Below are 21,126 nucleotides of genomic sequence, written 5' to 3'. Positions count from 1 at the left end.
GCAACCCGGTCCGCGCGTCGCTGCGGGAGCGCGCGGACCGGGGCCGTATGGGGTGGGTCAGCCGGCCGTGGTGAGTTCCCCGGCTGCCGCGTGGGCGTCCATGCGTTCCGCCGCGAGGATCGCCGCCGCGGTGTCCGCGCGGGACGCCGCGACCAGCAGGGCGCGGCCGGCGACGGCGTGCGCGCGCTGGTGCAGGGCGGTCGGCTCCGCGGCCGCCGTCGGCGACGCGCGGACCGGTGTCCGTCCGCCCCGCAGCCGGGCCACCTGCTCGGCCAGCCGGGTCGCGGCGGTGTCGAGGTCGGTGGACGGCGCGAGTGCGCGCAGTTCGTCGGTGACGGCGAGGAGTGCCGCGAGGTGTCCCGCGAGCTGGATGTCCAGCTCCTCCTCGCGCGTCCGGTGGGGGAAGTCGGAAGGGGAGCCGGCCATCGTGCTGTGGACCGACTTGGTGCGGATCGGTTCGTACATGGGAGATGGCCTCCTGTGCTCTGACAGGAAACCATCCTAGCTTAGATTCCGTCTAAAGTTGACCGGGGTCGCGGACGGTGGCCCGGCGGCCGCCTACGGCTGGCCGTACCCGTCCAGGAACCGGCCGATCCGGGTGATCGCGTCCCGCAGGTCCCCGACCGTCGGCAGGGTCACCACCCGGAAGTGATCCGGCTCCGGCCAGTTGAAGCCGGTACCCTGGACGACCATGATCTTCTCCTGCCGCAGCAGGTCGAGGACCATCTGCCGGTCGTCCTTGATCTTGAAGACCTGGGGGTCGAGGCGCGGGAAGAGGTACAGCGCGCCCTTGGGGCGGACGCAGCTCACGCCCGGGATCTGGGTGAGCAGCTCGTAGGCGAGATCCACCTGCTCCTTCAGTCGCCCGCCCGGCAGGACGAGGTCGTCGATCGTCTGGCGTCCGCTGAGCGCGGCCACGACCCCGTGCTGGCCGGGCATGTTCGCGCACAGCCGCATGTTCGCGAGGATCGTCAGGCCCTCGATGTAGGAGTCGGCGTGCGCCCGGGGCCCCGAGACGGACATCCAGCCGACCCGGTAGCCGGCCACCCGGTACGCCTTCGACATGCCGTTGAAGGTGAGCGTGAGGAGATCCGGGGCGACCGCGGCGGTCGGCGTGTGCGTGGCGCCGTCGTAGAGGATCTTGTCGTAGATCTCGTCCGAGCAGACGAGGAGGTTGTGGCGGCGGGCGATGTCGGTCAGCCCGCGCAGCACCGCCTCGTCGTACACCGCGCCCGTCGGGTTGTTCGGGTTGATGATGACGATCGCCTTGGTGCGGTCGGAGACCTTGCGCTCGACGTCGGCGAGGTCGGGCATCCAGTCCGACTGCTCGTCGCAGCGGTAGTGCACGGCCGTACCGCCGGAGAGGGAGACAGCCGCCGTCCACAGCGGGTAGTCCGGCGCCGGTACGAGGACCTCGTCCCCGTCGTCGAGCAGCCCCTGCATGGCCATCACGATCAGCTCGGAGACGCCGTTGCCGATGAAGACGTGCTCGACGTCGGTCTCGATGCCGATGGTCTGGTTGTGCATGACGACCGCGCGCCGGGCGGCCAGCAGCCCCTTCGCGTCACCGTAGCCGTGTGCCGAGGAGACGTTGCGGAGGATGTCCTCCAGGATCTCCGGCGGGCACTCGAAGCCGAAGGCGGCCGGGTTGCCGGTGTTGAGCTTGAGGATGCGGTGCCCCGCCGCCTCGAGCCGCATCGCCTCCTCGAGAACCGGGCCCCGGATCTCGTAACAGACGTTGGCGAGCTTGGTCGACTGGATCACCTGCATGCCGGTGAGCTTACGGGGCGGTAACGCCTGTCGGGCCGTGTTTTCCACCACGTGAGACCCGTGTGGGGGACAGCCGCAGGTCCGGCGCTTTGGCCTGTTATCGCCGGTAGCTGTCTCAAAGGCCGCTCCCCTCCCTAGAATCCGCGTTCATGCCGAGACCTGCCGAGGACGAGACCGGGGCGCCCAGCGTCTACCGACCCGAGGGCGAACCGGCCCCCGCCTACGAGGAGTACCGGGATCCGGCCTTCGCGCACGGCTGGCTCAACGCATACGACGAGACGCGCGAGCTGCCGAGGGTCGCGCTCGCCGCGCCGGGACCGGGCCGGGCGGAGCGGCGGCGGGCGGCCCGTGGCGTGGGCGGCCTGCGCGCGAAGCACGTGGCGGTCGCCGTGGGTGCGGTGGGCGCCGCGTCCGTGGCCGCACTGGTCGCCGGTTTCACCTTCTCCTCGTCGTCCGGTGGCGGCCAGGTCCAGCAGGACCGTGCGAAGCACACGGCCGGCGAGTCGTCGGCGCCGGCCCAGGCGCCGGGAGAGAGCCCGAGCGGCGCGTCGTCCGCCACGCCCTCGGTGAAGTCGGCCGCGCCGGTCGTGGAGTCGCCGTCGGCCCGGGGCACGTCCACGGCCGGGACACCGGTGTCGGCAGCGGAGACCCGCTCGGCGAGTGCCACCCCGACGCGCAGTGCGAGCGTGACACCGTCGCCGACGGCCGCCGCCACGTCCCCGACGGTGAGCCCCACGTACGGGGGCCACGGCTGGGGGCACGGGCGGGGCGGCGGCAGGGGGCGCTAGCGGCGAGCCCCGCGGGCAGGGCGGCACGCTCGGTCCCAAATGGCCGCGGACATATGTAGTTTGGCCCCCTGGGTGAAGGGGGCCGCATGGAATTCTCGCTGCTCAACGACGAGCCCGTGACCGGCCCCGCGGCCGATCTGCTCGGCGCCGGGCAGGCCGCCCGGCAGCTGGCCAAGCTGCTGCACGACTCCCGGTCCGCGACTCCGCTGACGCTTGCCGTGGACGCCGGCTGGGGCATGGGGAAGAGCAGTCTGATGCGGCTGGTCGAGGCGGAGCTACGGCGGAAGGACGTCGAGACCGTCTGGTACAACGCCTGGACCTCCACCGGCGCCGACGCCCTCGAAGGGCTCATCAAGACCGTCCTGATGCAGCTGGACGAGCGAGTGCTGCGGCGGGCGGTGGCCCGGCTCTCCGGGAGGAGACCGTGGCTCACGACCCTGCGGGCGACGCTGACGGTGGCGGGCGCGACGGTCGGGCTCGCGGGCCTGGTCGACCGGTTCTGGGAGGAGCTGTCGGTCGACGCGAAGGCCCGCAACGACCTGCGGACCGAGCTGCGAGGACTTGCGACCGCCTGGGCGGAGGGGGCCGGCGACCGGCCCCGCCGCATGCTGGTCGTCTTCGTCGACGACCTCGACCGCTGTGCCGAGGAGACGGTCCTCGCGGTGTGCGAGGCGGTGAAGGTCTATCTGGACGTCCCCGGCCTCGCCTTCGTCATCGGCTGCGACCGTGCCGCGCTCGGGTCGTCGGGGCTGCTGCGGGATCTGGGGCCGGCCGGGACGGCGTTCATGGAGAAGATCTTCCAGACGAGCTACCGGCTGCCGGTGGCGGGCGGCGAGCACCTGGAGGCGTACGTCCGGAGCTGTGCCGAACGCTCGGGACTGCGTGAGCTGCTGGACGACGACCTGGTACGGCTGATCGCCGCCCGCTCGGCGCGCAACCCGCGCCGGATCAAGCGCCTCATCAACGGCTTCGGTCTTGAGTGCGCGCTCAATCCGGTGTGGGCCCGGTTCAGGCCCGAGGCCGTCGTCAGGACCCTTCTGCTGCAGCACCTGTACGGCGACTTCTACCGCCTCCTCGTCTCCAGCGACGGCACCTACGGGCACGCGGCCCGGGAGTTCCTGGAGTACCGGACGGCCAGGCGGGTGCTGAGCCGGTGGGTCGAGGTCGACGCCGAGTCGTGGCGTACGACGGTGGACTCGGTGACCGGGCACGGGCTCGTGGCGCCGGAGACCGGGGCTCCGGACAGCTGGGAGGCGGTGCTGACCCGGCTGGAGGAGGAGCTGCCCACCGCGTTCCCGGAGCTGGCGAGGGACCACGGCTTCGTCCATCTCGTCGAGGAGTGGATGCGGCTGCCCCAGGCGGACGAACTGCTGCGGCGGTTGCAGGAGGGCGCCGCGCCCGTCGCGGCCCGCGCGGACGAGGAACCGACGGCCGGGCGGGCGGAGGGCCGGGACGAGTACCGGGGTGTCAGCGTCCTGTGGGTGGACGACTACCCGGAACAGAACGCGACCTCCGTGCGCCACCTCCGGGCGCACGGGGCGGACGTCCTGGTGGCCCAGAGCGGCCCGACGGCCGACCGGATCCTCTCCACCCACCCCGTCGACCTGGTGATCTCCGATGTCACGCGCGGCACGGAACGGGACGCGGGGTTCGCCGATCTGGCGGCCTGGCGGAGCAGGGGCCTCTTCGGCGGTCCCGTCGTGTTCTTCGTCGGCCGTGTCACCCCCGCCCGGGAGCAGCGCAGCCGTGAACTCGGCGCGCGCATCACGTCCGGTTCCTCGGCTCTCTTCGAGCACATCGACGCCGCCTGCGCGGAAATCCGCCAACGCCCTTCCTGAAACAGCTCCTTGCCCGCGCGGCCACTTGTGTTGAGAATGTGCATGACAAAAACAGCGGGTGGCCGGAAGATCTCCGGTCACCTCGTCGTATAGAGGGGACCCCCACATGAACAAGCCTCTCGTCGCCGCGCTCGCCTCCCTGGCCATCACCGGGATCGGCACGGCACCGGCGGTCGCAGCGCCGCAGACGGCCAAGGCCGCCGCGGTGACCGTCAACTTCGCGGGCACCGTCTCGCTCAGCAACTGCTCCGGTTCCGTCATCCGCTTCCCGAACTCCGCGGACAGCGACCCGGCGCTGGTCCTCACCAACGGCCACTGCCTGGAGACCGGCTTCCCGGAGCCCGGCGAGGTCATCACCGGCCAGTCCTCCAGCCGTACCTTCGGCCTGCTCAACTCCTCCGGCACCAAGGTCGCCACGCTCCGCGCCAACCAGGTCGTCTACTCGACGATGACCGACACCGACATCACGATCTACCGCACCACCACGACGTACGCGGCGATCAAGAGCTCCTACGGCATCAGCCCGCTCACCGTCAACGCCAGTCACCCCGTCGCCGGCACCGCCATCAAGGTCGTCTCCGGCTACTGGAAGACGATCTACAGCTGCAGCATCGACGGGTTCGTGTACCGGCTCAAGGAGGGCGACTGGACCTGGAAGGACTCCGTCCGCTACACCTCCGCGTGCAACACGATCGGGGGGACGTCGGGGTCGCCGGTGATCGACACCACCACGGGGCAGGTCGTCGCCGTCAACAACACGGGCAACGAGGACGGGGAGCGGTGCACCGTCGACAACCCGTGCGAGGTGGACGAGAGTGGGAACGTGACGGTGCGGCAGGGGATCAACTACGCCGAGGAGACGTACATCATTCCGGCGTGCTTCACGACGGGGAACGTGCTGAACCTCAGCGCGAGTGGTTGCACCCTGCCCAAGCCGTAGCGCTTCGCTGGGGGCGCCGTTTTCGGGTGCGGGTCGGTGGGGGCCGGTCGCGCCCACGCGGCGGAGCCGCATATCGAATACAGCCCCGCGCCCCTTCAGGGGCGCTACAGCGGGGTGCGTCGGATTGCTCGGCCCGCCAGGGCGTCCGTGCGGCGGCCGTCCTCGATGACGAAGCGGCCGTCGATCAGGACGTGCGGGATGCCCGTCGGCAGTTGGCGGGGGTTGTCGAACGTCGAGCCTGCCGCGACCGTCCGCGGGTCGAAGAGGACCAGGTCGGCCCGGTAGCCCTCGCGTACGAGGCCGCGGTCCGGCAGGCGCAGCCGGGCCGCGGGGCGGGCGGTGAGGTGGGCGACGCACTCCTCCAGGGAGAGCACGCCCAGCTCCCGCACGTAGTGGCCGAGGTAGTGCGGGAACGTGCCGTAGGCGCGGGGGTGGGGTTTCGTGCCCTGGAGGATGCCGTCCGAGCCGCCGGTGTGGACCGGGTGGCGCATGATCGTGCGGACGTTCTCCTCGTGGCCGACGTGCTGGAGGATCGAGGGGGCGAGGCGGTCCGTCAGGAGGAGGTGCCGGGCCGTCGTCCACGGGGGCTCGCCACGCAGCCGCGCCGACTCCTCGATCGTCCGGCCGACGAACTCCGTCAGCGCGGGGTCGCCCACGCCCGAGATCTCGATGGTGTCCCACTCGACGGGCACGCCGTGGCAGCCGTCGGAGCCGACGGCCTCCAGGTGGTGGCGGATGCGTTCGGACGTGTCGTCGTCCGCCAGGCGGGCCAGGGCCGCCGCCGGGCCGCCCTCGTTGGCCCAGCTCGGCAGCATCGCCGCGAGGGTCGTGCTGCCGGGGGTGTAGGGATAGGTGTCCAGGGTGATGTCGGCGCCGGCGGCGAGGGCCTCGTCGAGGAGGGCCAGCAGTTCGGGGGCCCGGCCCTTGTTCACGCCGAAGTTCATGGTGGCGTGGGCGAGGTGGAGCGGGCAGCCGGCCTCCCGGGCCAGGGCCACCATCTCCGCGTACGCCTCCAGGGCGCCCGCGCCGTAGGAGCGGTGGTGCGGGCAGTAGTAGCCGCCGTACTCCGCCACCACCCGGCACAGCTCGGTCAGTTCCGCGTCCGGCGCGTACATGCCCGGGGTGTAGGTGAGCCCGGAGGACAGGCCGACCGCGCCCTGGGCCAGGCCCTCGGCCACCAGCCGGCGCATGTGGTCCAGCTCGGCCGGGGTCGCCGCGCGGTCCTCCCAGCCGACGGCGAGCGCGCGGACCGTGCCCTGCGGGACGAGGTAGGCCGCGTTGACGGCGATGCCCCGGTCGAGGCGGTCCAGGTATCCGCCCACCGACCGCCAGTCGACGTCGATGTCGTCGCCCGAGCCGTTCCAGCCGGCGATCGCGCCGCGGACCTCCGCCAGCGTGCGGTCGTCGACCGGGGCGTACGAGAGGCCGTCCTGGCCCAGCACCTCCAGGGTCACCCCCTGTGCGGCCTTCGCACTGTGGTCGGGGTCGCGCAGCAGGGCCAGGTCGCTGTGGGCGTGCATGTCGACGAAGCCGGGGGAGAGGACCAGGCCCTCCGCGTCCAGCTCGCGCACCGCCCGCGGGCGCTGGCAGCCCGCCGCCGCGGCCTCCTTGACGATGGACACGATCCGGCCTCCGTCGATCACCACGTCGGCGCGGTAGGCGGGTTCCCCGCTGCCGTCGACGACGTCCGCGTCCCGGATGACGAGCTGCTCCACGGCCCCTCCTAGAAGAACGTGCGGATGTAGTCGACGACCGTCCCGTCCGCCTCGGCCACCGGGATCAGCTGCCACTTGTCGAACGAGGTGCACGGGTGGGAGAGGCCGAGGCCCACCCAGTCCCCGACCTCCAGGTCCGCCCCGGCCTCGGTGCGCAGCCAGGCGTGCTGGTCGGACAGGCCGGTGACCGAGACGCCGGTCGCCGGGCGCTCGCTGCCCGCCCGGCGGATCACCTGGGCCACGGGCAGGTCGAGGTCGTAGGCCGCGTCCCGCTTGCCCGCGTTGGCGAAGGCCTGCTCAGGGGAGGGGCGGGAGACGATCTGCGCCCAGAGCCGGAAGGCGGGCTCCAGGGCGCCCTCCTCGGGAACCCGGTTGAAGGGGGTGACGTCCCGGTAGCGGCCGTCGTCGTGCGAGACGTACGCGCCCGAGCGCAGCAACTTCAGCACGGGCGCGGACAGTTCGGGGATGTCGGCGAAGACGTCCGCGACCGCGTCGAACCAGGCGCTGCCGCCCGCGCTCACCACGATCTCCGTCAGACCCGCGAACCGGCCCGCCTTGTCGAACTCGACGGCGAGGGCGACCAGCCGGCGCAGATAGGCGTGCACCCGGTCCGGATCGGCCTGCGGGACCTCGCCCTCGTACCCGGCCACCCCGGCCAGCCGCAGCGTCCGCGTCCCGGCCACCGCGTCCGCGACCGCCGCGCACTCCGCCTCGGTACGCACCCCGGTCCGGGCGCCCTCCCCGGCGGCCAGCTCGACCACGACGTCCACCGGGCGGCCGGTCCCGTGCAGCGCGGCGTCCATCAGCTCGACCCCGCGCACGGAGTCGACGTAGCAGACGAAGCGGAAGTCGGCGTCGCGCTCCAGCTCGGCGGCGATCCAGCGGAGCGCCGGGGCGTCCACGAGCTCGTTCGCGAGGAAGACGCGACGGGTGCCGAACGCCCGCGCCACCCGGACCTGGTGCGGCACGGCGAGGGTGATGCCCCACGCCCCGCGGCCGGTCTGCCGGTGGAAGAGCTGCGGCGCCATCGAGGTCTTGCCGTGCGGGGCGAAGGCCAGGCCGTGCCGTTCGGTGTACGACTCCATCAGCGCGAGGTTGTGCTCCAGGCGCTCGGCGGACAGGGCCAGTACCGGGGTCGCGAAGCCGTCCGTGAACAGGTTGCGGCGCTGGGCGGCCAGTTCGCCGACGGTGAGGCCCTCGGCGTCCGGCGGGAGGCCCTTGAAACGGTGGTCGACGCGTTCCTCCGCGAGCCGGGCGAGCGCTTCGGTGCCGGTGTCGAGGGACACGGAGCCTCCCTGATCAGGTTGGTTGCATTCTCTGCAACGTCCATTGCGTATGTCGCTTATCGCTGTCTAACATCCACGCCAACGCCGGGTCAATGGAGCCCGCAGCGACCCTTCCCCGACGACGAGGAGCCACGACCATCGTGAAGGCCACCGGCGCAGTTGACGCCGTGGACGTCGTCGCGCTCGGCGAGTCCATGGTCACGTTTCTGCCCACCCGGCCGGGGCGGCTCGCGGACGTGCCGTCCTTCGACCGCGCGATCGGCGGCGCCGAGTCCAACGTGGCGTGCGCGCTGGCCGCCGCCGGGCACGCCGTGCGCTGGGTCAGCCGGGTCGGCGCGGACGGGTTCGGCGACCACCTGCTGGCGACCGTCGCCTCGCACGGCGTGGACGTCTCGGCCGTGGGCCGGGATCCGGCGCGGCCGACGGGGGTGTACTTCCGTACGGCCGGGGACCGGGCGACGGACGCGCACGAGGTCGCGTACTACCGGGCGGGGTCGGCGGCGTCCGCGATGTCGACGGCGACGGTGGACCTGGCGGCGGTGCGGGCTGGCCGGGTACTGCACCTGTCGGGGATCACGGCCGCCTTGTCGGAGGGCTGCCTGGGGCTGTTGCGCGAGCTGACGGCTTCCGCCGGGGAACGGCCGCCGCTGGTGTCGTTCGACGTGAACTACCGGGCGGGGCTGTGGGGTTCGGGCGACGGCTCGCAGGTCCTGCTGGAGCTGGCCCGCCGGGCCGACATCGTGTTCGTGGGGGAGGACGAGGCGGAGCAGGCGTGGGGGGTGACGGGAGGGCCGACGGGGATCCGGGAGGTGTTGCCGGAGCCGGGGGTGCTGGTCGTGAAGCAGGCCGCGAAGGGGGCGACAGCTTTCGTTTCGCCCGCGGCCCGGTGGGGGCTGGCCGCGCAGTTCCCCGTGCCCCTTACGGGGCGCTTCACAGCTACCCAGCTGCGGGCAGGCGTGCCGCAGGGCGGCACGGGTGGGCGCGGCGGCACCCCGCAAGCGCGGGCGAGTGAAACCCACCCCCGCCCAGCCCCCGCCGACCGCACCCCGCAAACGCCGGCAAGTGGAACGCCCGCCCCGGCCCCCACCGGCCGCACCTTCGAACCCGCCCCCGCCGTCGACGTCGTGGCCACCGTCGGCGCCGGTGACGCCTTCGCCGCCGGTTTCCTCTCCGGCATCCTGCGCGGCCTGCCGGTCCGGCAGACGCTCCGGCTCGGACACCTCTTCGCCGCCGCCGCCCTCACCACCCCCGCCGACCTCGCCCCGCCCCCCGACCGCGACACCACCGACCGGCTGACCGCCCTGGACGCCGACGGGTGGGAGAGACTTCGACTCGGCCCCGGCTGGACCGAAGCCGGCGCGGCCGAAGAGGAGGAACGCACCCCATGAGCCAGACCGTCGACCGAGCGCTCAGCATCCTGCCGCTGCTCGCCGAGAGCCCCGCCGACCTCGGCCAGGTCGCCGACCGACTCGGCGTGCACAAGTCGACCGCGCTGCGGCTGCTGCGCACCCTGCACGAACACGGGCTCGTCTACCGCCAGTCCGACCAGCGCTACCGCCTCGGCGCCCGCCTCTTCGCCCTCGCCCAGGAGGCGATGGAGAACCTCGACGTCCGCGAGATCGCCCACCCCCACCTGGCCCGCCTCAACACGGCCTGCGGACACACCGTGCACCTCGCCGTGTTCGAGGAGGGCGAGGTCCTCTACATCGACAAGGTCGAGAGCCGCTACCCGGTGCGCATGTACTCGCGGATCGGCAAGCCCGTCGCCATCACCGTCGCCGCCGTCGCCAAGCTGCTCCTCGCCGACCTGCCCGAGCCCGAGCGGCGGGCCCTCGCCGACAAGCTCGACTACCCCATGTACACAGCCCGTTCGACGCCCAACGCGGAGGCGTTCCTCAGGGAACTGGCCAGGGTGCGCGAACAGGGCTGGGCCACCGACCTCGGCGGCCACGAGGAGTCCATCAACTGCGTCGCGGCCCCCATCCGCGGCGCCGACGGGCGGGTCGTCGCCGCGATGTCGGTCTCCGCGCCGAACGTCGTCGTCACCGCCGACGAACTCCTCACCCTGCTCCCGCAGGTCCGCCGCACGGCGGACGCGATCAGCGGCGAGTACTCAGGCAGAACACCGATCACGGAAGCCGGCACCAGATGACCGAGAAGACCGCCCTCACCCCCACGACCCACACCACCCCGCCCGCGAAGTTCTCGCACGGCGTCCGCAAGGGCAACATCCTCCAGGTCGCCGGCCAGGTCGGCTTCCTGCCCGCCGAGGAGGGCAGGCCGCCGACCCCGGCCGGTCCCACCCTGCGTGAGCAGACCCTGCAGACCCTCGCCAACGTCAAGGCGATCCTGGAGGAGGGCGGCGCCTCCTGGGACGACGCAATGATGATCCGCGTCTATCTGACGGACGTGGACCACTTCGCCGAGATGAACGGCATCTACAACGCCTACTTCGAGGAGCAGGGCCTCACCGCGCCGCCCGCCGCCCGCACGACCGTGTACGTCGGTCTGCCTGCCGGCCTCCTCATCGAGATCGACGCCCTCGCCGTCCTCGGCTGAGGCCGACACCCCTCAACTCCCGCACACCGTACGCCTGTCACGGCACGGCGGCGCCCGCTCGGGCCGCCGTGCCGCGATGCCCCCTGCCCGAAAGCCCCATGCCCTTACGCAGAGGACCCCCACATGTCCCTACCGCTCGCCGCCCCCACCGCCCCCACCACCCCACCCCACACCGGAGGCCTGCTCCTCCTCCTCGACGGCACCGCCGGCCTCCTCACGGTCGCCGCCATCGGCATCGCCCTGCTCCTCTTCCTCATCATCAAGGCGCGGCTCCAGCCCTTCGTGGCCCTCCTCGCCGTCTCCATAGCCGTCGGCCTGCTCGCCGGGCTCTCGGTCACCGAGCTGTTCGGCACCGTCCAGCGCTCGGACGCCGTCTCCACCGTCGAGTCCGGCATGGGCGGCATCCTCGGCCACGTCGCGATCATCATCGGGCTCGGCACGATGCTCGGCGCGATCCTCGAAGTCAGCGGCGGTGCCGAGGTCCTGGCGACCCGTCTGCTCAACCTGTTCGGGGAGAAGCGGGCCCCGCTCGCCATGGGCCTGACCGGCCTGATCTTCGGCATCCCCGTCTTCTTCGACGTCGGCATCTTCGTCCTGGCCCCCCTCGTCTACGCGGCGGCCAAGCGCGGCGGCAAGTCGATCCTCCTGTACTGCCTCCCCCTCCTCGCCGGCCTCTCCATGACCCACGCCTTCCTGCCGCCACACCCCGGCCCGGTGGCCGCCGCCGCGCTGCTGCACGTCCAGCTCGGCTGGGTCATCCTCATGGGCGTCGTCTGCGGCATCCCGGCGGTGCTGGCCGCGTGGGCGTACTCGGCGTGGATCGGCAGGCGGATCTTCGTCGCCGTACCGCAGGACATGGTCGAGGCGGCCGAGGAGGCCAGGCAGGCGGTGGTGGCGGAGCAGCGGGCGGCGGGAGTGGAACCCCAGGAGAAGCCGGTGCCGCTCGGCACGGTCCTCGCCATCATCGGCACACCCCTCGTCCTCATCCTCGCCGCGACCTTCTCCTCCATCGCCCTGGACCCCTCCACCGGCCGCTCGGTCCTCGAGTTCTTCGGCACGCCGATGGTCGCCCTCACCATCGCCCTGGTCCTCGCCTACTACCTGCTCGGCATCCGGCGCGGCTGGTCCCGCAAGTCCCTGGAGACCGTGTCGACCGCGTCCCTCAAGCCGGTGGGCAACATCCTGCTGGTGGTTGGCGCGGGCGGGATCTTCGGCGCCGTACTGAAGGCGAGCGGCGTCGCCCAGGCCCTCTCCGACACCTTCCACGGTGTCGGGCTCCCGGTGATCGTCCTGTCGTACCTGATCTCGGTGGTGCTGCGGGTCGCCCAGGGCTCCGCGACGGTGGCGATCGTGACGACGGCCGGCATCGTCGCCCCGCTCCTCACCGAGGGCCACCACTCCCAGGCCTTCGTCGCCCTCGTCATCATGTCCATCTCGGCCGGCTCCATCTTCGCCTCGCACGTCAACGACGGCGGATTCTGGATGGTGGCCAAGTACTTCGGCATCAGCGAGCGGGACACCCTGAAGACCTGGACCGTGCTGGAGACGGTGCTGTCGGTCGCGGGGTTCGCGGTGGCGGGCGTCCTCGGCGTCTTCGTGTAGGCGTCTGATAACGAAGTCCGGGGCTGGCTGTGTCCGGCACAGGTTCTTGGACCATACTGCCCGCTGTGGAGCAGCGCATAGGAGCCAACAGTCAGCCCCTGGAGGGCGCCGGATTCGACCCGGCCTTCATCCCCGGGCTCACCTCACCCGCGTCCGCCGAGCCCGCGGACGCGAAGGCGGAGGCGGAGGCGGAGGACGCCCGGCCGGAGCAGACCGAGCAGGCGGAGGCGGCGGCGGAACCCGCGCCCGCGGCCGATGCCGGGGCCACGGCGGACGCCGACGCCGCGACGGACGCCGACGCCGCGGACGCCACGGACGACGAGGAGACCCCCGCGGGCCCCGTCTTCGAGGCCGCCGACCGGCGCGCCCGGATAGTGGCCGACCACCAGGGCGTGCACCTCAGCCTCGACGAGGAGAAGTGCGAGTTCCGCTGGGACGAGATCGGTGCGGTCGAGACCGAGGCGCCGCGCTTCGGCAAGCGGTTCACGATCACCGTCCACATGCCGGAGCGCCGCTGGTACCCCATCGAGATCGAGGCGACGTCCCGCTCCCGCTTCAAGGAGTGGGAGGAGCAGCTGGACAAGGTCCTCGACGCGTACTTCGACGACGGTACGGAAGACGGGGACGAGGACGAGGGCTTCACCGAGGCGGACGCCGAGGCGCAGGACCAGGCCGAGGCCGAGGCCACGGACGAAGCCGAGGTCGAGGACAAGGTCGAGGACAAGGTCGAGGACAAGGCCGAGGACAAGGCCGAGGACAAGGTCCTCGGCAAGGAGTAGTCCCGCCCCGTCCGCGATCGAGCCGCTCCGGCCCTGGTGGCTGCCCCACGGCCGGAGCCGGTGCCCTGTCCCGCGCCCGGCTCCCGCGACGGGACGCGCCGGCCGTGCGCAGCGGCCGCGCAGTGTACGCGCGTACCCGCCGCCGCAAGCGGCCCCCGCCGAAGTGCACCCACCCGCGTGACGCCCGTGTGCGTTCTCCCGGTCCGCCGGGAGAACGTGGTCGGACGGTCTGGAGGAGGGCTGGCTGATCATGGGCGGATCGGCGCCGCGCGAGGGCTGCCAGCTGCCGGTCGAGACGACCAGCTTCGTCGACCGGAGAGCCGAACAGGCCGCGGGCCGTGAGCTGTTGGCCAAGGCCCGCCTGGTCACGTTCACCGGCCCCGGCGGGGTCGGCAAGACCCGGCTCGCCGCCCATGTCGCCGCCCGTGTCGAACGCGCCTTCCCCGACGGCGTCCGCTACGTCGCCCTCGCCGGCCTGCACGACCCGGCACTCGTCCCGCTGGCCGCCGCCGACGCCCTCGGCCTGCACGACCACTCCGACCGGCCGCCCCTGGACGCGCTGGTGGAGCGGCTCCGCGACCGCCGCCTGCTCCTCGTCGTCGACAACTGCGAGCATCTGCTCGCCGCCTGCGCCGGCCTGGCCGCGGCCCTGCTGCGCGGCACCACCGGCGTCCGCATCCTCGCCACCAGCCGGCACCGCCTCGGCCTCACCGAGGAACACCTCATGGAGGTACGGCCGTTGCCGGTCCCCGACCCGGACGGAGACCTCTCCGCCGCCGAGTCGCACCCGGCCCTCGCCCTCTTCGCCGACCGCGCCGCCGCCGTGCTCCCCGGCTTCCGGCTCACCCCCGCCAACCGTGCCGCCGTGGCCCGCCTGTGCCGCCGCCTCGACGGGCTCCCGCTCGCCATCGAACTCGCCGCCGTCCGGATGCGTGTCCTCGGCCTCGACCAGCTCCTCGCCCGCCTCGACGACCGCTACCGCCTCCTCTCCGCCGGCAGCCCGGCGGCCCTGCCCCGCCACCGCACGCTCCGCGCGGCCGTCGACTGGAGCCACGAACTCTGCACCCCGCACGAGCAGTCGGCGTGGGCCCGGCTGTCGGTGCTGGCCGGCGGCTTCGACCTGGAGACGGCCGAGGCGGTGTGCCGCGAACCCGCGGCCGCGGGCCGGGGGTCCGGCCCCGCCGCCCGGGAGCCGGAACCGCTCGACATCCTCGAAGCCGTCGCCGGGCTCGTCGACAAGTCCGTGCTGGTCCGGGAGGAGACCCCGGACGGCGGCGGCGCCCGCTACCGGCTCCTCGACACCCTCCGCCACTACGGCCTGGACCGGCTCAGGGAGCAGCCCGGTGCGGAGGACGCCGCCCGGCGCCGGCACCGCGACCACGTCCAGCTCCACGCCGGCGCCTGCGAGGCCGCCTGGTTCGGGCCGGGTCAGCGGGAGATCGTGGCCCGGCTCCGCGCCGACCAGGACAACCTGCGCGCCGCCCTCGACTTCAGCCTCACCACCCCGGGCGAGGCCGGTGCCGGGCTGCGGCTCGCGGGCACCCTCTGGTTCTACTGGCATGCCTGCGGCGCCCCGCGCGAGGGCCGTTACTGGCTCGACCGCGCCCTCGACGCCAACCCCGCCCCGACCGCCGGCCGCGCCCGCGCCCTGTGGCTCTCCGCGCTGCTCGCCGGCAGTCCCGAGGACCTCACCCGGGGCCTGTGCCGCGCCCGCGAGGCCCGTGACCTCGCCGAGCGGCTCGGCGACCCGGCGGAGGCCGCCCACGCCGACTACGTCATCGGCGTGGTCCAGCTCTTCGCCGACGACCTGGACGCCGCCCGCGCCCACTACGAGACCACCGTCGCCCGCGGCCAAGTACCCGGCCAGCACCTCAGCCTGCACGGCCTGGACCTGGTCGAACTGGCCTGCGCGTACGCCCTCCTGGGGCAGGCCGACCGGGCCGCCGCCGTCTGCGAGCGGGCGCTCGGCCTGTGCGAGGCGCACGGTGAGGACTGGGTCCGCTCCTACGTCCTGCGCATCCTCGCCCTCGCCCACGCGGTCCGCGCCGACTGGCGTCAGGCCGAGCCCCGCGCCCGCGAGGCGCTGCGCCGCAAACGCGAGGTCCACGACGTCATCGGCATCGGGCTCACCCTCGACCTGCTGGCGAGGATCGCCGACGGCCTGGGCGACGCCGAGCGCACCGCCGTCCTGCTCGGCGGCGCCGACCGCGTCTGGTCCGACATCGACCGCGACCGCTGGGGCTCCACCGCCCTCAACTCGGCCCGCCGCGACTGCGAGACCCACGCCCGCGCCGCCCTGGGACAGGGCGGGTACGAGCGGGCGTACGGCCGGGGCGCGGCGTTCGGTCTCGCGCAGGCCGTGGCGTACGCGCTGGACGAGCAGCCGCAGCCGCCGCCGCGGCAGCCCGAGTCGCGGACGGCGCCCGCCCGGCTCACCCGCCGTGAGACCCAGGTCGCCGAGCTGGTCGCCGAGGGACTCGGCAACCAGCAGATCGCCGACCGGCTGGTCATCGCCCGCCGCACCGCCGAGGGCCATGTGGAACGCATCCTCGGCAAGCTCGGCTTCAGCAACCGCAGCCAGATCGCCGCCTGGGTGACCGCCCGGCGCTGACGCACAGGAGACCCGATGAGTACCAGTACGGGGGCGCGCCCCGCCGCGGCCCACGGGCAGTTCGACCACCGGATGGCCGTGTTCGGCTCGGACGACGCGTTCGTCGCCGCCGCGCTGCCCTTCCTCGCCGAGGGCCTCGCCGCCCCCGACGAGCCCCCGCCCGTCGCCATCGCCGCCCCGGGCCTGCTGGCCGCCCTGCGCGACGCGCTCGGCAGCGACGCCCGGGACGTCGGCTTCATCGACCACACCGACTGGTACACCGGCACGGCCGCCAACGCCGTGGCCCAGGGCGCCGGCTACCTCGCCGCGAACGCCGGGCCGGGCGGCCGTGTGCACCTCCTCATGGAGCCCGACTGGGCGGGGCGCGCGGGCCGTTCGGCGCGCGAGAGCACCGAGTGGATCCGCTACGAGTCCCTCGCGAACCTCCTGTTCGCCCCCTTCGCGACCACCGCCCTGTGTGCGTACGACACCCGCACGGCGGGCCCGGCCGTCGTCGACGCGGCCCGCAGGGCCCACCCGGGTACGGGGGTGTACGAGCAGCCGCCGGTGCTGGTGCGCGAGCTGGACGCCGTGCCACTGCCCCCGCCGCCGCAGTCCGCGGCCCGGCTGCCCGCGCCGGAGGCGGTCCGGTCCTGGGCCGCCGGGCGCGGGCTGCCGGCCGTGGACGCCGGGCTGTTCGGCCGGGCCGTCGGCGCGGCGGCCGACGCGCACGGGCCGGTGGTCGAGGTCCTCGCCTGGGGCGAGGCCCCGGCCTGCGTCTGCGAGCTGCGGCTGTGCCGGGCGGTGGCGGACCCGCTGGCCGGCTTCGTGCCGCCGTCCGGCGCGGAACCGGAGCCGGGGCAGGGGCTGTGGTTCACGCGCCAGGTGTGCGCGTACGTCGATGTCCGGGACGGGGCGCCGGGGGACGGGGCGAAGATCCGCGTCCAGTACGCGTGAGCGAGACGCCGTACGCGCGTACCCCCGCGGCGGCGCATACGCGGGTACCGGATCAGGTATTCCTCCCCGTGTGCGGGGAGACGGGTCCGGGCAGGCTGGGAGGCATGCTGCTGCCCGCCGGGAGCCGGTTCCCGGATCCCGACCCCCAGTACGCCGCGTACCCGCAGCCGCCGACCCGGGCCGGTCATCTGAGCGTCGAGTACGACCCCCGGCCCACGGCGGCCGGCGAGGCGCGCGCGGCGGTGCGGCGGCAGCTGGAGGAGTGGGGGCTCGCGGAGCAGGACGAGGTCGCCTACGTGTGCGAACTGCTGGTCGGGGAGCTGGCCGCGAACGCCCTGTGCCATGCGGCGACCCGGTTCCGGCTCACCCTGGCGGCCTCGCACGGGGTGCTGCGCTGCGAGGTCGCCGACGAGGACCGCCGCCCGCCGCGGCTGCTGGAGGCGGGCCTCGCGGAGGGCGGCAGAGGGATGTACCTGGTGGATGCGCTTGCCCGGCGCTGGGGCTGCCACCAGGACGGGCCGGGCAAGACCGTGTGGTTCGAGCTCGGCACCTGCGGGTGCGACGGCTGCGGTCGGCGACAGCCGTAGCACCGCACAGCCCCGACTCCGGCGGCCTGCCCAGCCGCCGGAGTCCACTCACCTGTCGTTACGGCAGTGCGTGCACGTGGGCGCCCACCGAGGACGACCACGCGTTCCCGGCCGCCGCGTCCCAGTTCGTCGACCAGGTCATCGCGCCCCGCAGGTCGGGGTAGGCCGTCGACGGCTTGAACGAGCCGCAGTTGGTGAGCTTGGTCAGGCAGTCGAGAGCGTTGTTGACGACCGTGGGCGACACGTAGCCGCTGCCCGCCGCGCTGGTCGACGCCGGCAGGCCGAGGCCCACCTGGGACGGCGCCAGACCGCCCTGGAGCTGGATGCAGGCGAGCGCGGTCAGGAAGTCCACCGAGCCCTGGCTGTACACCTTGCCGTCGCAGCCCAGCATCGAACCGCTGTTGTAGTACTGCATGTTGACGACCGTGAGGATGTCCTTGATGTTCAGGGCCGTCTGGAAGTACCCGTTGGACGTCGACTGCATGTCGATCGTCTGCGGGGCCATCGTGATGATCAGCGAGGAGCCCGCCTTCGACGACAGCGAGCGCAGCGCCTGGCTCATGTAGGTGGCGTTGATGCCGTTCTCCAGGTCGATGTCGACGCCGTCGAACCCGAACGTCTGCATCAGCGAATACACGGAGTTGGCGAAGTTCGTCGCGGAGGCCGAGTCGCTCACCGAGATGGTGCCGTTCTGGCCGCCGATCGAGATGATGACCTTCTTGCCGGCCGCCTTCTTGGCCTGGATGTCGGCCTTGAACTGGTCGACCGTGTACCCGCCGAGCCCGGCGGAGTCGAGGGTGAAGCTCACCGCGCCCGGGGTGCTGGTCGCGTCCGCGAAGGCGACGGCGATGATGTCGTACGAGGACGGCACGTCCGCGATCTTCTGGACGGTGGCGCCGTTGTTGAAGTTCTGCCAGTAGCCGGTCACCGCGTGCTTGGGCAGCGAGCCGCCGCCGTTGCCGCCGGACGCGGTCGTGGTCGCCGTCACCGCCGACGACTTCGCCGACTCACCGGCCGAGTTGGTCGCCGTGACCTGGAACGAGTACGACGTCGAGGCCGCGAGCCCGGTGACCGTCGCCGAGGCGCCGGTGACCGCCGAGACCTTGGTGCCGTTCTGGTAGACGTTGTAGCCGGTCGCGCCCGACACCGCGCTCCAGGAGAGGGACGCGGAGGACGACGTCGTACCCGATACCGCGAGGCCGGCCGGGGTCGCCGGGACGGTCGGGGCCGGGTCGGAGCCGCCCCCGCCGTCGGGGCCGTAGACCGAGACGTCGTCGGCGTAGTAGGCGGGCTGGCCGTACCAGCCGTGCGTCCAGACCGTCACCGAGGTGGTCGAGGCGCCGGTGGTGAAGGTCGTCGACAGCTGCGTCCAGGCGGTGTTCGGGGTCCAGGTCGACACGTCCGTGGTGCCGGTGCCGGTGACGCCGAGGTAGGTGTAGGAGCCCTGCACCCACGCGCTCAGCGTGTATGTGGAGTTGGCCTTCACCGCCACCGTCTGGCTGCACTGGGCGTAGTCCTGCCCGGCCGGGGTCGCCTTCAGCGCGGCGGCGCCGGAGTGCACGGGGGAGGAGACCGTCGTCCCGCTGCCCGCGGAACAGGTCCAGTTGGACAGGCCCGACTCGAAGCCGGGGTTCTTCACGTTGTTGACGTCGGCGGCGGAGGCCGGCGCGGAGGCCAGCCCCGCCATCGCGAGTGCCGTGGCGAGGGAGGCCACGGCCGACCAGATGCGGATGCGTCGCTGTCCGGCATGCCGGGACGCGAGCCGGGGGATGAGTCTGGGCATGACAATCAAGGTGGTCCAGACCAATTCACGTGTCAATAGGTCCAGACCAAATTCAAAGGTCCGGGAAGTCCCCGCGGGGCCGAACGAGCCCCGGTCATATGCACAACCTGTCCCGTTTTGAAGTCACTTGTGTGGTCACGGATCCCAGACAGCTGCACAAACGCTGTTCTCCGGTCACAGACGCGTGGTTACAGTGCTGAGGAAGTCACGCAATGAAGTCGTCCCGGCTCATTGGAGTAACACCGGTGGGCCGCCGGGTGTGAAGAGCGGGGAGCTGCGCGTGCCAACTGCCATTGCCGTGACCAGTGCCGACATGGCGCTGCCCGTCCAGGACGAGCGGACCATGCCCGCGGTCGTCCTGAAGGACCTCGACCAGCGGCCCCTCGACCACACCCTCGCCGAGTTCGTGGGCCTCATCGAGCAGCACGGACACGTGGTCGTCGTCTACTCGGACGCCGTGCCGGAGGCCGTGGTCCGGCGCCTGCACACCCTGCGCTCCCTCCTGGAGAGCGACCGGATCGCACTGTTCCGCCCCGACCTGCCGCCGCTCGGCATCGCCGTCCTGGCCCGGCAGCTGCGCCAGCTGGCCTCCTGCGACCTCAGCCCCGGCGTCCTCGCGTCGGCCGGCCGGCTGCTCACCCACTACATCCACTCCGGCGCCGTCCTCGGCTCCGTCGCCAAGCTGGACCGCGTCCCGGTCGGCCTCAAGGCGCACGCCAAGTCCTGGATGCCCGGCAGCCAGTTCGGCGTCGTCGCCCACCCCGAACCGCAACTGGTCCGGATCGCCCCCGAGGCCGTCCTGAACGGCCCCGAGTTCAGCACCTGGATGCTGGTCGCCAGAGGACAGCTGCAGTCCGACTGGATCGGCGGCCTCGCCAAGGCCTGGGGCGCACACGGCCTGCGCGAGACCCCGCTGCCCGCCGAGTCCGCCGTGTGGTGGGGCACCGGCCGGATGATCGAGTTCACCAGCTACCTCGCCGACCTGTCGGTCCTCTACCAACTGGTCACCTCGGTACGGCAGACCAGCTGCCACTGGTGCGGCATCGACGTCATCGGCGACCGCTGCGTCTTCTGCTCCGCCACCCCGCCCGACTACGACCCGCCGGCGCCCCGCGCGCTGGAACAGCGGACGCCCGCCTGACACCCCGGGCCGACCCGTACCACCCACTGCTCGGTTCCCCCACTCCCACCGCTTCCCCGATGAGGTCGCACGGTCCATGAACTCCCGTCAGCGCCGCGGCGTGATACTCCTGATCCTGTCGGTGCTCTGCGCGCTCGCCGCGTTCGCCGGCGTGCTCTCGGTCATCGACAACGCGAAGTCCGAGGTCGGCCCCAAGGTCACCGCGTACGAACTCCGCTCCGACGTCACGCCGTACACCACGCTGAGCCCGAACCAGTTCCGGAAGATCTCGCTGCCCAAGCGCTGGCTGTCCGCCAACGCGGTCACCAGCCTCAGCCAGATCCAGGGCAAGATCGCGGTCACCGCGCTGAAGAAGGGCTCGCTGCTCCAGACCGACATGATCGTCGACCAGCCCGAGCTGAAGCCGGGCGAGCAGGAGGTCGCCATCATGATCGACGCGGCCACCGGGGTGGCCGGCAAGATCACCCCGGGCTCGCGGGTCAACGTCTACGCCACCTTCGAGGGCAAGCAGCAGAGCGACCCCGACCAGTCGAAGATCATCGTGACCAACGCCCGGGTCCTGGACGTCGGCGCCCAGCTCAGCTACGTGGACCCGGACAACAGGAACCAGCAGCCCAGCGACGCCGTCCCCATCACCTTCGCGCTGTCCACGCTCGACGCCCAGCGCCTCACCTACGCGGAGTCCTTCGCCCAGCGGGTCCGGCTCGCCCTGGTCGCGCCCGGTACGACGACCACCGTGCCGGACAAGGACCGCACCTACGAACTCGCGACGGACAAGTGAGAGGCGCCCT

18 protein-coding genes are annotated in these 21,126 nt (G+C 72.7%); 13 read left to right on the top strand and 5 right to left on the bottom strand.

Features of this window, described 5'->3' with window-relative positions:
* Positions 1–57: 57 nt before the first annotated feature.
* Together ACIQVL_RS12250 and ACIQVL_RS12245 are read right to left on the bottom strand one after the other, a co-directional pair.
* Positions 58–465: a hypothetical protein gene (locus tag ACIQVL_RS12250; RefSeq protein WP_403443657.1), complete on the bottom strand. Its 408-nt coding sequence runs from the start codon at positions 463–465 to the stop codon at positions 58–60.
* Between the two features lie 93 nt (positions 466–558).
* Complete coding sequence (locus ACIQVL_RS12245; protein WP_403443660.1) at positions 559–1,770, bottom strand: pyridoxal phosphate-dependent aminotransferase; 1,212 nt, start codon at positions 1,768–1,770, stop codon at positions 559–561.
* A gap of 149 nt (positions 1,771–1,919) precedes the next feature.
* Between ACIQVL_RS12245 and ACIQVL_RS12240 the strand changes: the two genes are divergently transcribed.
* The 3 genes from ACIQVL_RS12240 to ACIQVL_RS12230 all read left to right on the top strand — a co-directional run bounded on the left by ACIQVL_RS12240 (position 1,920) and on the right by ACIQVL_RS12230 (position 5,336).
* Positions 1,920–2,558 carry a hypothetical protein gene (locus ACIQVL_RS12240; RefSeq protein ID WP_403475253.1) on the top strand — a complete coding sequence of 213 codons (639 nt, stop codon included), beginning with the start codon at positions 1,920–1,922 and terminating at the stop codon, positions 2,556–2,558.
* 86 nt (positions 2,559–2,644) lie between these two features.
* Positions 2,645–4,396: a P-loop NTPase fold protein gene (locus ACIQVL_RS12235; protein ID WP_403475252.1), complete on the top strand. Its 1,752-nt coding sequence runs from the start codon at positions 2,645–2,647 to the stop codon at positions 4,394–4,396.
* Between the two features lie 106 nt (positions 4,397–4,502).
* Positions 4,503–5,336 (top strand): trypsin-like peptidase domain-containing protein, encoded by an 834-nt coding sequence (locus tag ACIQVL_RS12230; RefSeq protein ID WP_403443669.1) that lies wholly within the window; start codon positions 4,503–4,505, stop codon positions 5,334–5,336.
* A gap of 104 nt (positions 5,337–5,440) precedes the next feature.
* Here ACIQVL_RS12230 and ACIQVL_RS12225 read toward each other — a convergent pair whose 3' ends face one another.
* On the bottom strand, positions 5,441–7,051 hold the full coding sequence (locus ACIQVL_RS12225; RefSeq protein WP_403475251.1) for an amidohydrolase family protein: 1,611 nt from the start codon (positions 7,049–7,051) through the stop codon (positions 5,441–5,443).
* Between the two features lie 8 nt (positions 7,052–7,059).
* Positions 7,060–8,337: an amino acid deaminase gene (locus tag ACIQVL_RS12220; protein WP_403443674.1), complete on the bottom strand. Its 1,278-nt coding sequence runs from the start codon at positions 8,335–8,337 to the stop codon at positions 7,060–7,062.
* A gap of 194 nt (positions 8,338–8,531) precedes the next feature.
* Between ACIQVL_RS12220 and ACIQVL_RS12215 the strand changes: the two genes are divergently transcribed.
* The 8 genes from ACIQVL_RS12215 to ACIQVL_RS12180 all read left to right on the top strand — a co-directional run bounded on the left by ACIQVL_RS12215 (position 8,532) and on the right by ACIQVL_RS12180 (position 17,411).
* A complete protein-coding gene (locus tag ACIQVL_RS12215; protein ID WP_403475527.1) occupies positions 8,532–9,725 on the top strand; it encodes a sugar kinase in 1,194 nt (397 codons plus the stop codon).
* Positions 9,722–10,489, top strand: coding sequence for an IclR family transcriptional regulator (locus ACIQVL_RS12210; protein WP_403475250.1), 768 nt, complete (start codon positions 9,722–9,724; stop codon positions 10,487–10,489). The genes ACIQVL_RS12215 and ACIQVL_RS12210 overlap by 4 nt, the downstream gene beginning before the upstream one ends.
* The gene (locus ACIQVL_RS12205) at positions 10,486–10,896 is read left to right on the top strand and encodes a RidA family protein (RefSeq protein ID WP_403443679.1); all 411 of its coding nucleotides are present in this window, start codon (positions 10,486–10,488) and stop codon (positions 10,894–10,896) included. The genes ACIQVL_RS12210 and ACIQVL_RS12205 overlap by 4 nt, the downstream gene beginning before the upstream one ends.
* A 123-nt stretch (positions 10,897–11,019) precedes the next feature.
* On the top strand, positions 11,020–12,498 hold the full coding sequence (locus tag ACIQVL_RS12200) for a GntP family permease (protein ID WP_403443682.1): 1,479 nt from the start codon (positions 11,020–11,022) through the stop codon (positions 12,496–12,498).
* 65 nt (positions 12,499–12,563) lie between these two features.
* Positions 12,564–13,277, top strand: coding sequence for a hypothetical protein (locus ACIQVL_RS12195; protein ID WP_403475249.1), 714 nt, complete (start codon positions 12,564–12,566; stop codon positions 13,275–13,277).
* Between the two features lie 250 nt (positions 13,278–13,527).
* On the top strand, positions 13,528–15,888 hold the full coding sequence (locus ACIQVL_RS12190; protein ID WP_403475248.1) for an ATP-binding protein: 2,361 nt from the start codon (positions 13,528–13,530) through the stop codon (positions 15,886–15,888).
* Positions 15,889–15,903: 15 nt separating this feature from the next.
* A complete protein-coding gene (locus ACIQVL_RS12185; RefSeq protein WP_403443690.1) occupies positions 15,904–16,824 on the top strand; it encodes an anti-sigma factor RsbA family regulatory protein in 921 nt (306 codons plus the stop codon).
* 104 nt (positions 16,825–16,928) lie between these two features.
* Positions 16,929–17,411 carry an ATP-binding protein gene (locus ACIQVL_RS12180; protein WP_403443693.1) on the top strand — a complete coding sequence of 161 codons (483 nt, stop codon included), beginning with the start codon at positions 16,929–16,931 and terminating at the stop codon, positions 17,409–17,411.
* A gap of 58 nt (positions 17,412–17,469) precedes the next feature.
* Here the strand turns inward: ACIQVL_RS12180 and ACIQVL_RS12175 are convergent, their stop codons facing one another.
* Entirely contained in the window at positions 17,470–19,194 is a 1,725-nt protein-coding gene (locus ACIQVL_RS12175; RefSeq protein WP_403475247.1) for a chitinase, read from the bottom strand.
* A gap of 280 nt (positions 19,195–19,474) precedes the next feature.
* Between ACIQVL_RS12175 and ACIQVL_RS12170 the strand changes: the two genes are divergently transcribed.
* Together ACIQVL_RS12170 and cpaB are read left to right on the top strand one after the other, a co-directional pair.
* A complete protein-coding gene (locus ACIQVL_RS12170) occupies positions 19,475–20,335 on the top strand; it encodes a hypothetical protein (protein ID WP_403475246.1) in 861 nt (286 codons plus the stop codon).
* A 76-nt stretch (positions 20,336–20,411) separates the two neighbouring features.
* Positions 20,412–21,116, top strand: a complete 705-nt coding sequence (gene cpaB / locus ACIQVL_RS12165; RefSeq protein ID WP_403443700.1) for a Flp pilus assembly protein CpaB — start codon at positions 20,412–20,414, stop codon at positions 21,114–21,116.
* Positions 21,117–21,126: the final 10 nt, after the last annotated feature.

Origin of the sequence: Streptomyces sp. NPDC090499, from assembly GCF_044769305.1 — a bacterium.
Classification (GTDB): domain Bacteria; phylum Actinomycetota; class Actinomycetes; order Streptomycetales; family Streptomycetaceae; genus Streptomyces.
Note: the sequence above shows the minus strand (reverse complement) of the source record. Positions and strands in the feature narration are given on the sequence as shown.

Excerpts from the sequence above, each read along its gene's own strand:
- ACIQVL_RS12240 (WP_403475253.1), top strand. The coding sequence starts at position 1,920 with ATGCCGAGACCTGCCGAGGACGAGACCGGGGCGCCCAGCGTCTACCGA.
- ACIQVL_RS12185 (WP_403443690.1), top strand. The coding sequence starts at position 15,904 with ATGAGTACCAGTACGGGGGCGCGCCCCGCCGCGGCCCACGGGCAGTTC.
- ACIQVL_RS12190 (WP_403475248.1), top strand. The coding sequence starts at position 13,528 with ATGGGCGGATCGGCGCCGCGCGAGGGCTGCCAGCTGCCGGTCGAGACG.
- ACIQVL_RS12250 (WP_403443657.1), bottom strand. The coding sequence starts at position 465 with ATGTACGAACCGATCCGCACCAAGTCGGTCCACAGCACGATGGCCGGC.
- ACIQVL_RS12245 (WP_403443660.1), bottom strand. The coding sequence starts at position 1,770 with ATGCAGGTGATCCAGTCGACCAAGCTCGCCAACGTCTGTTACGAGATC.
- ACIQVL_RS12210 (WP_403475250.1), top strand. The coding sequence starts at position 9,722 with ATGAGCCAGACCGTCGACCGAGCGCTCAGCATCCTGCCGCTGCTCGCC.
- ACIQVL_RS12230 (WP_403443669.1), top strand. The coding sequence starts at position 4,503 with ATGAACAAGCCTCTCGTCGCCGCGCTCGCCTCCCTGGCCATCACCGGG.
- ACIQVL_RS12175 (WP_403475247.1), bottom strand. The coding sequence starts at position 19,194 with ATGCCCAGACTCATCCCCCGGCTCGCGTCCCGGCATGCCGGACAGCGA.
- ACIQVL_RS12205 (WP_403443679.1), top strand. The coding sequence starts at position 10,486 with ATGACCGAGAAGACCGCCCTCACCCCCACGACCCACACCACCCCGCCC.
- ACIQVL_RS12180 (WP_403443693.1), top strand. The coding sequence starts at position 16,929 with ATGCTGCTGCCCGCCGGGAGCCGGTTCCCGGATCCCGACCCCCAGTAC.
- ACIQVL_RS12215 (WP_403475527.1), top strand. The coding sequence starts at position 8,532 with ATGGTCACGTTTCTGCCCACCCGGCCGGGGCGGCTCGCGGACGTGCCG.
- ACIQVL_RS12235 (WP_403475252.1), top strand. The coding sequence starts at position 2,645 with ATGGAATTCTCGCTGCTCAACGACGAGCCCGTGACCGGCCCCGCGGCC.
- ACIQVL_RS12200 (WP_403443682.1), top strand. The coding sequence starts at position 11,020 with ATGTCCCTACCGCTCGCCGCCCCCACCGCCCCCACCACCCCACCCCAC.
- cpaB (WP_403443700.1), top strand. The coding sequence starts at position 20,412 with ATGAACTCCCGTCAGCGCCGCGGCGTGATACTCCTGATCCTGTCGGTG.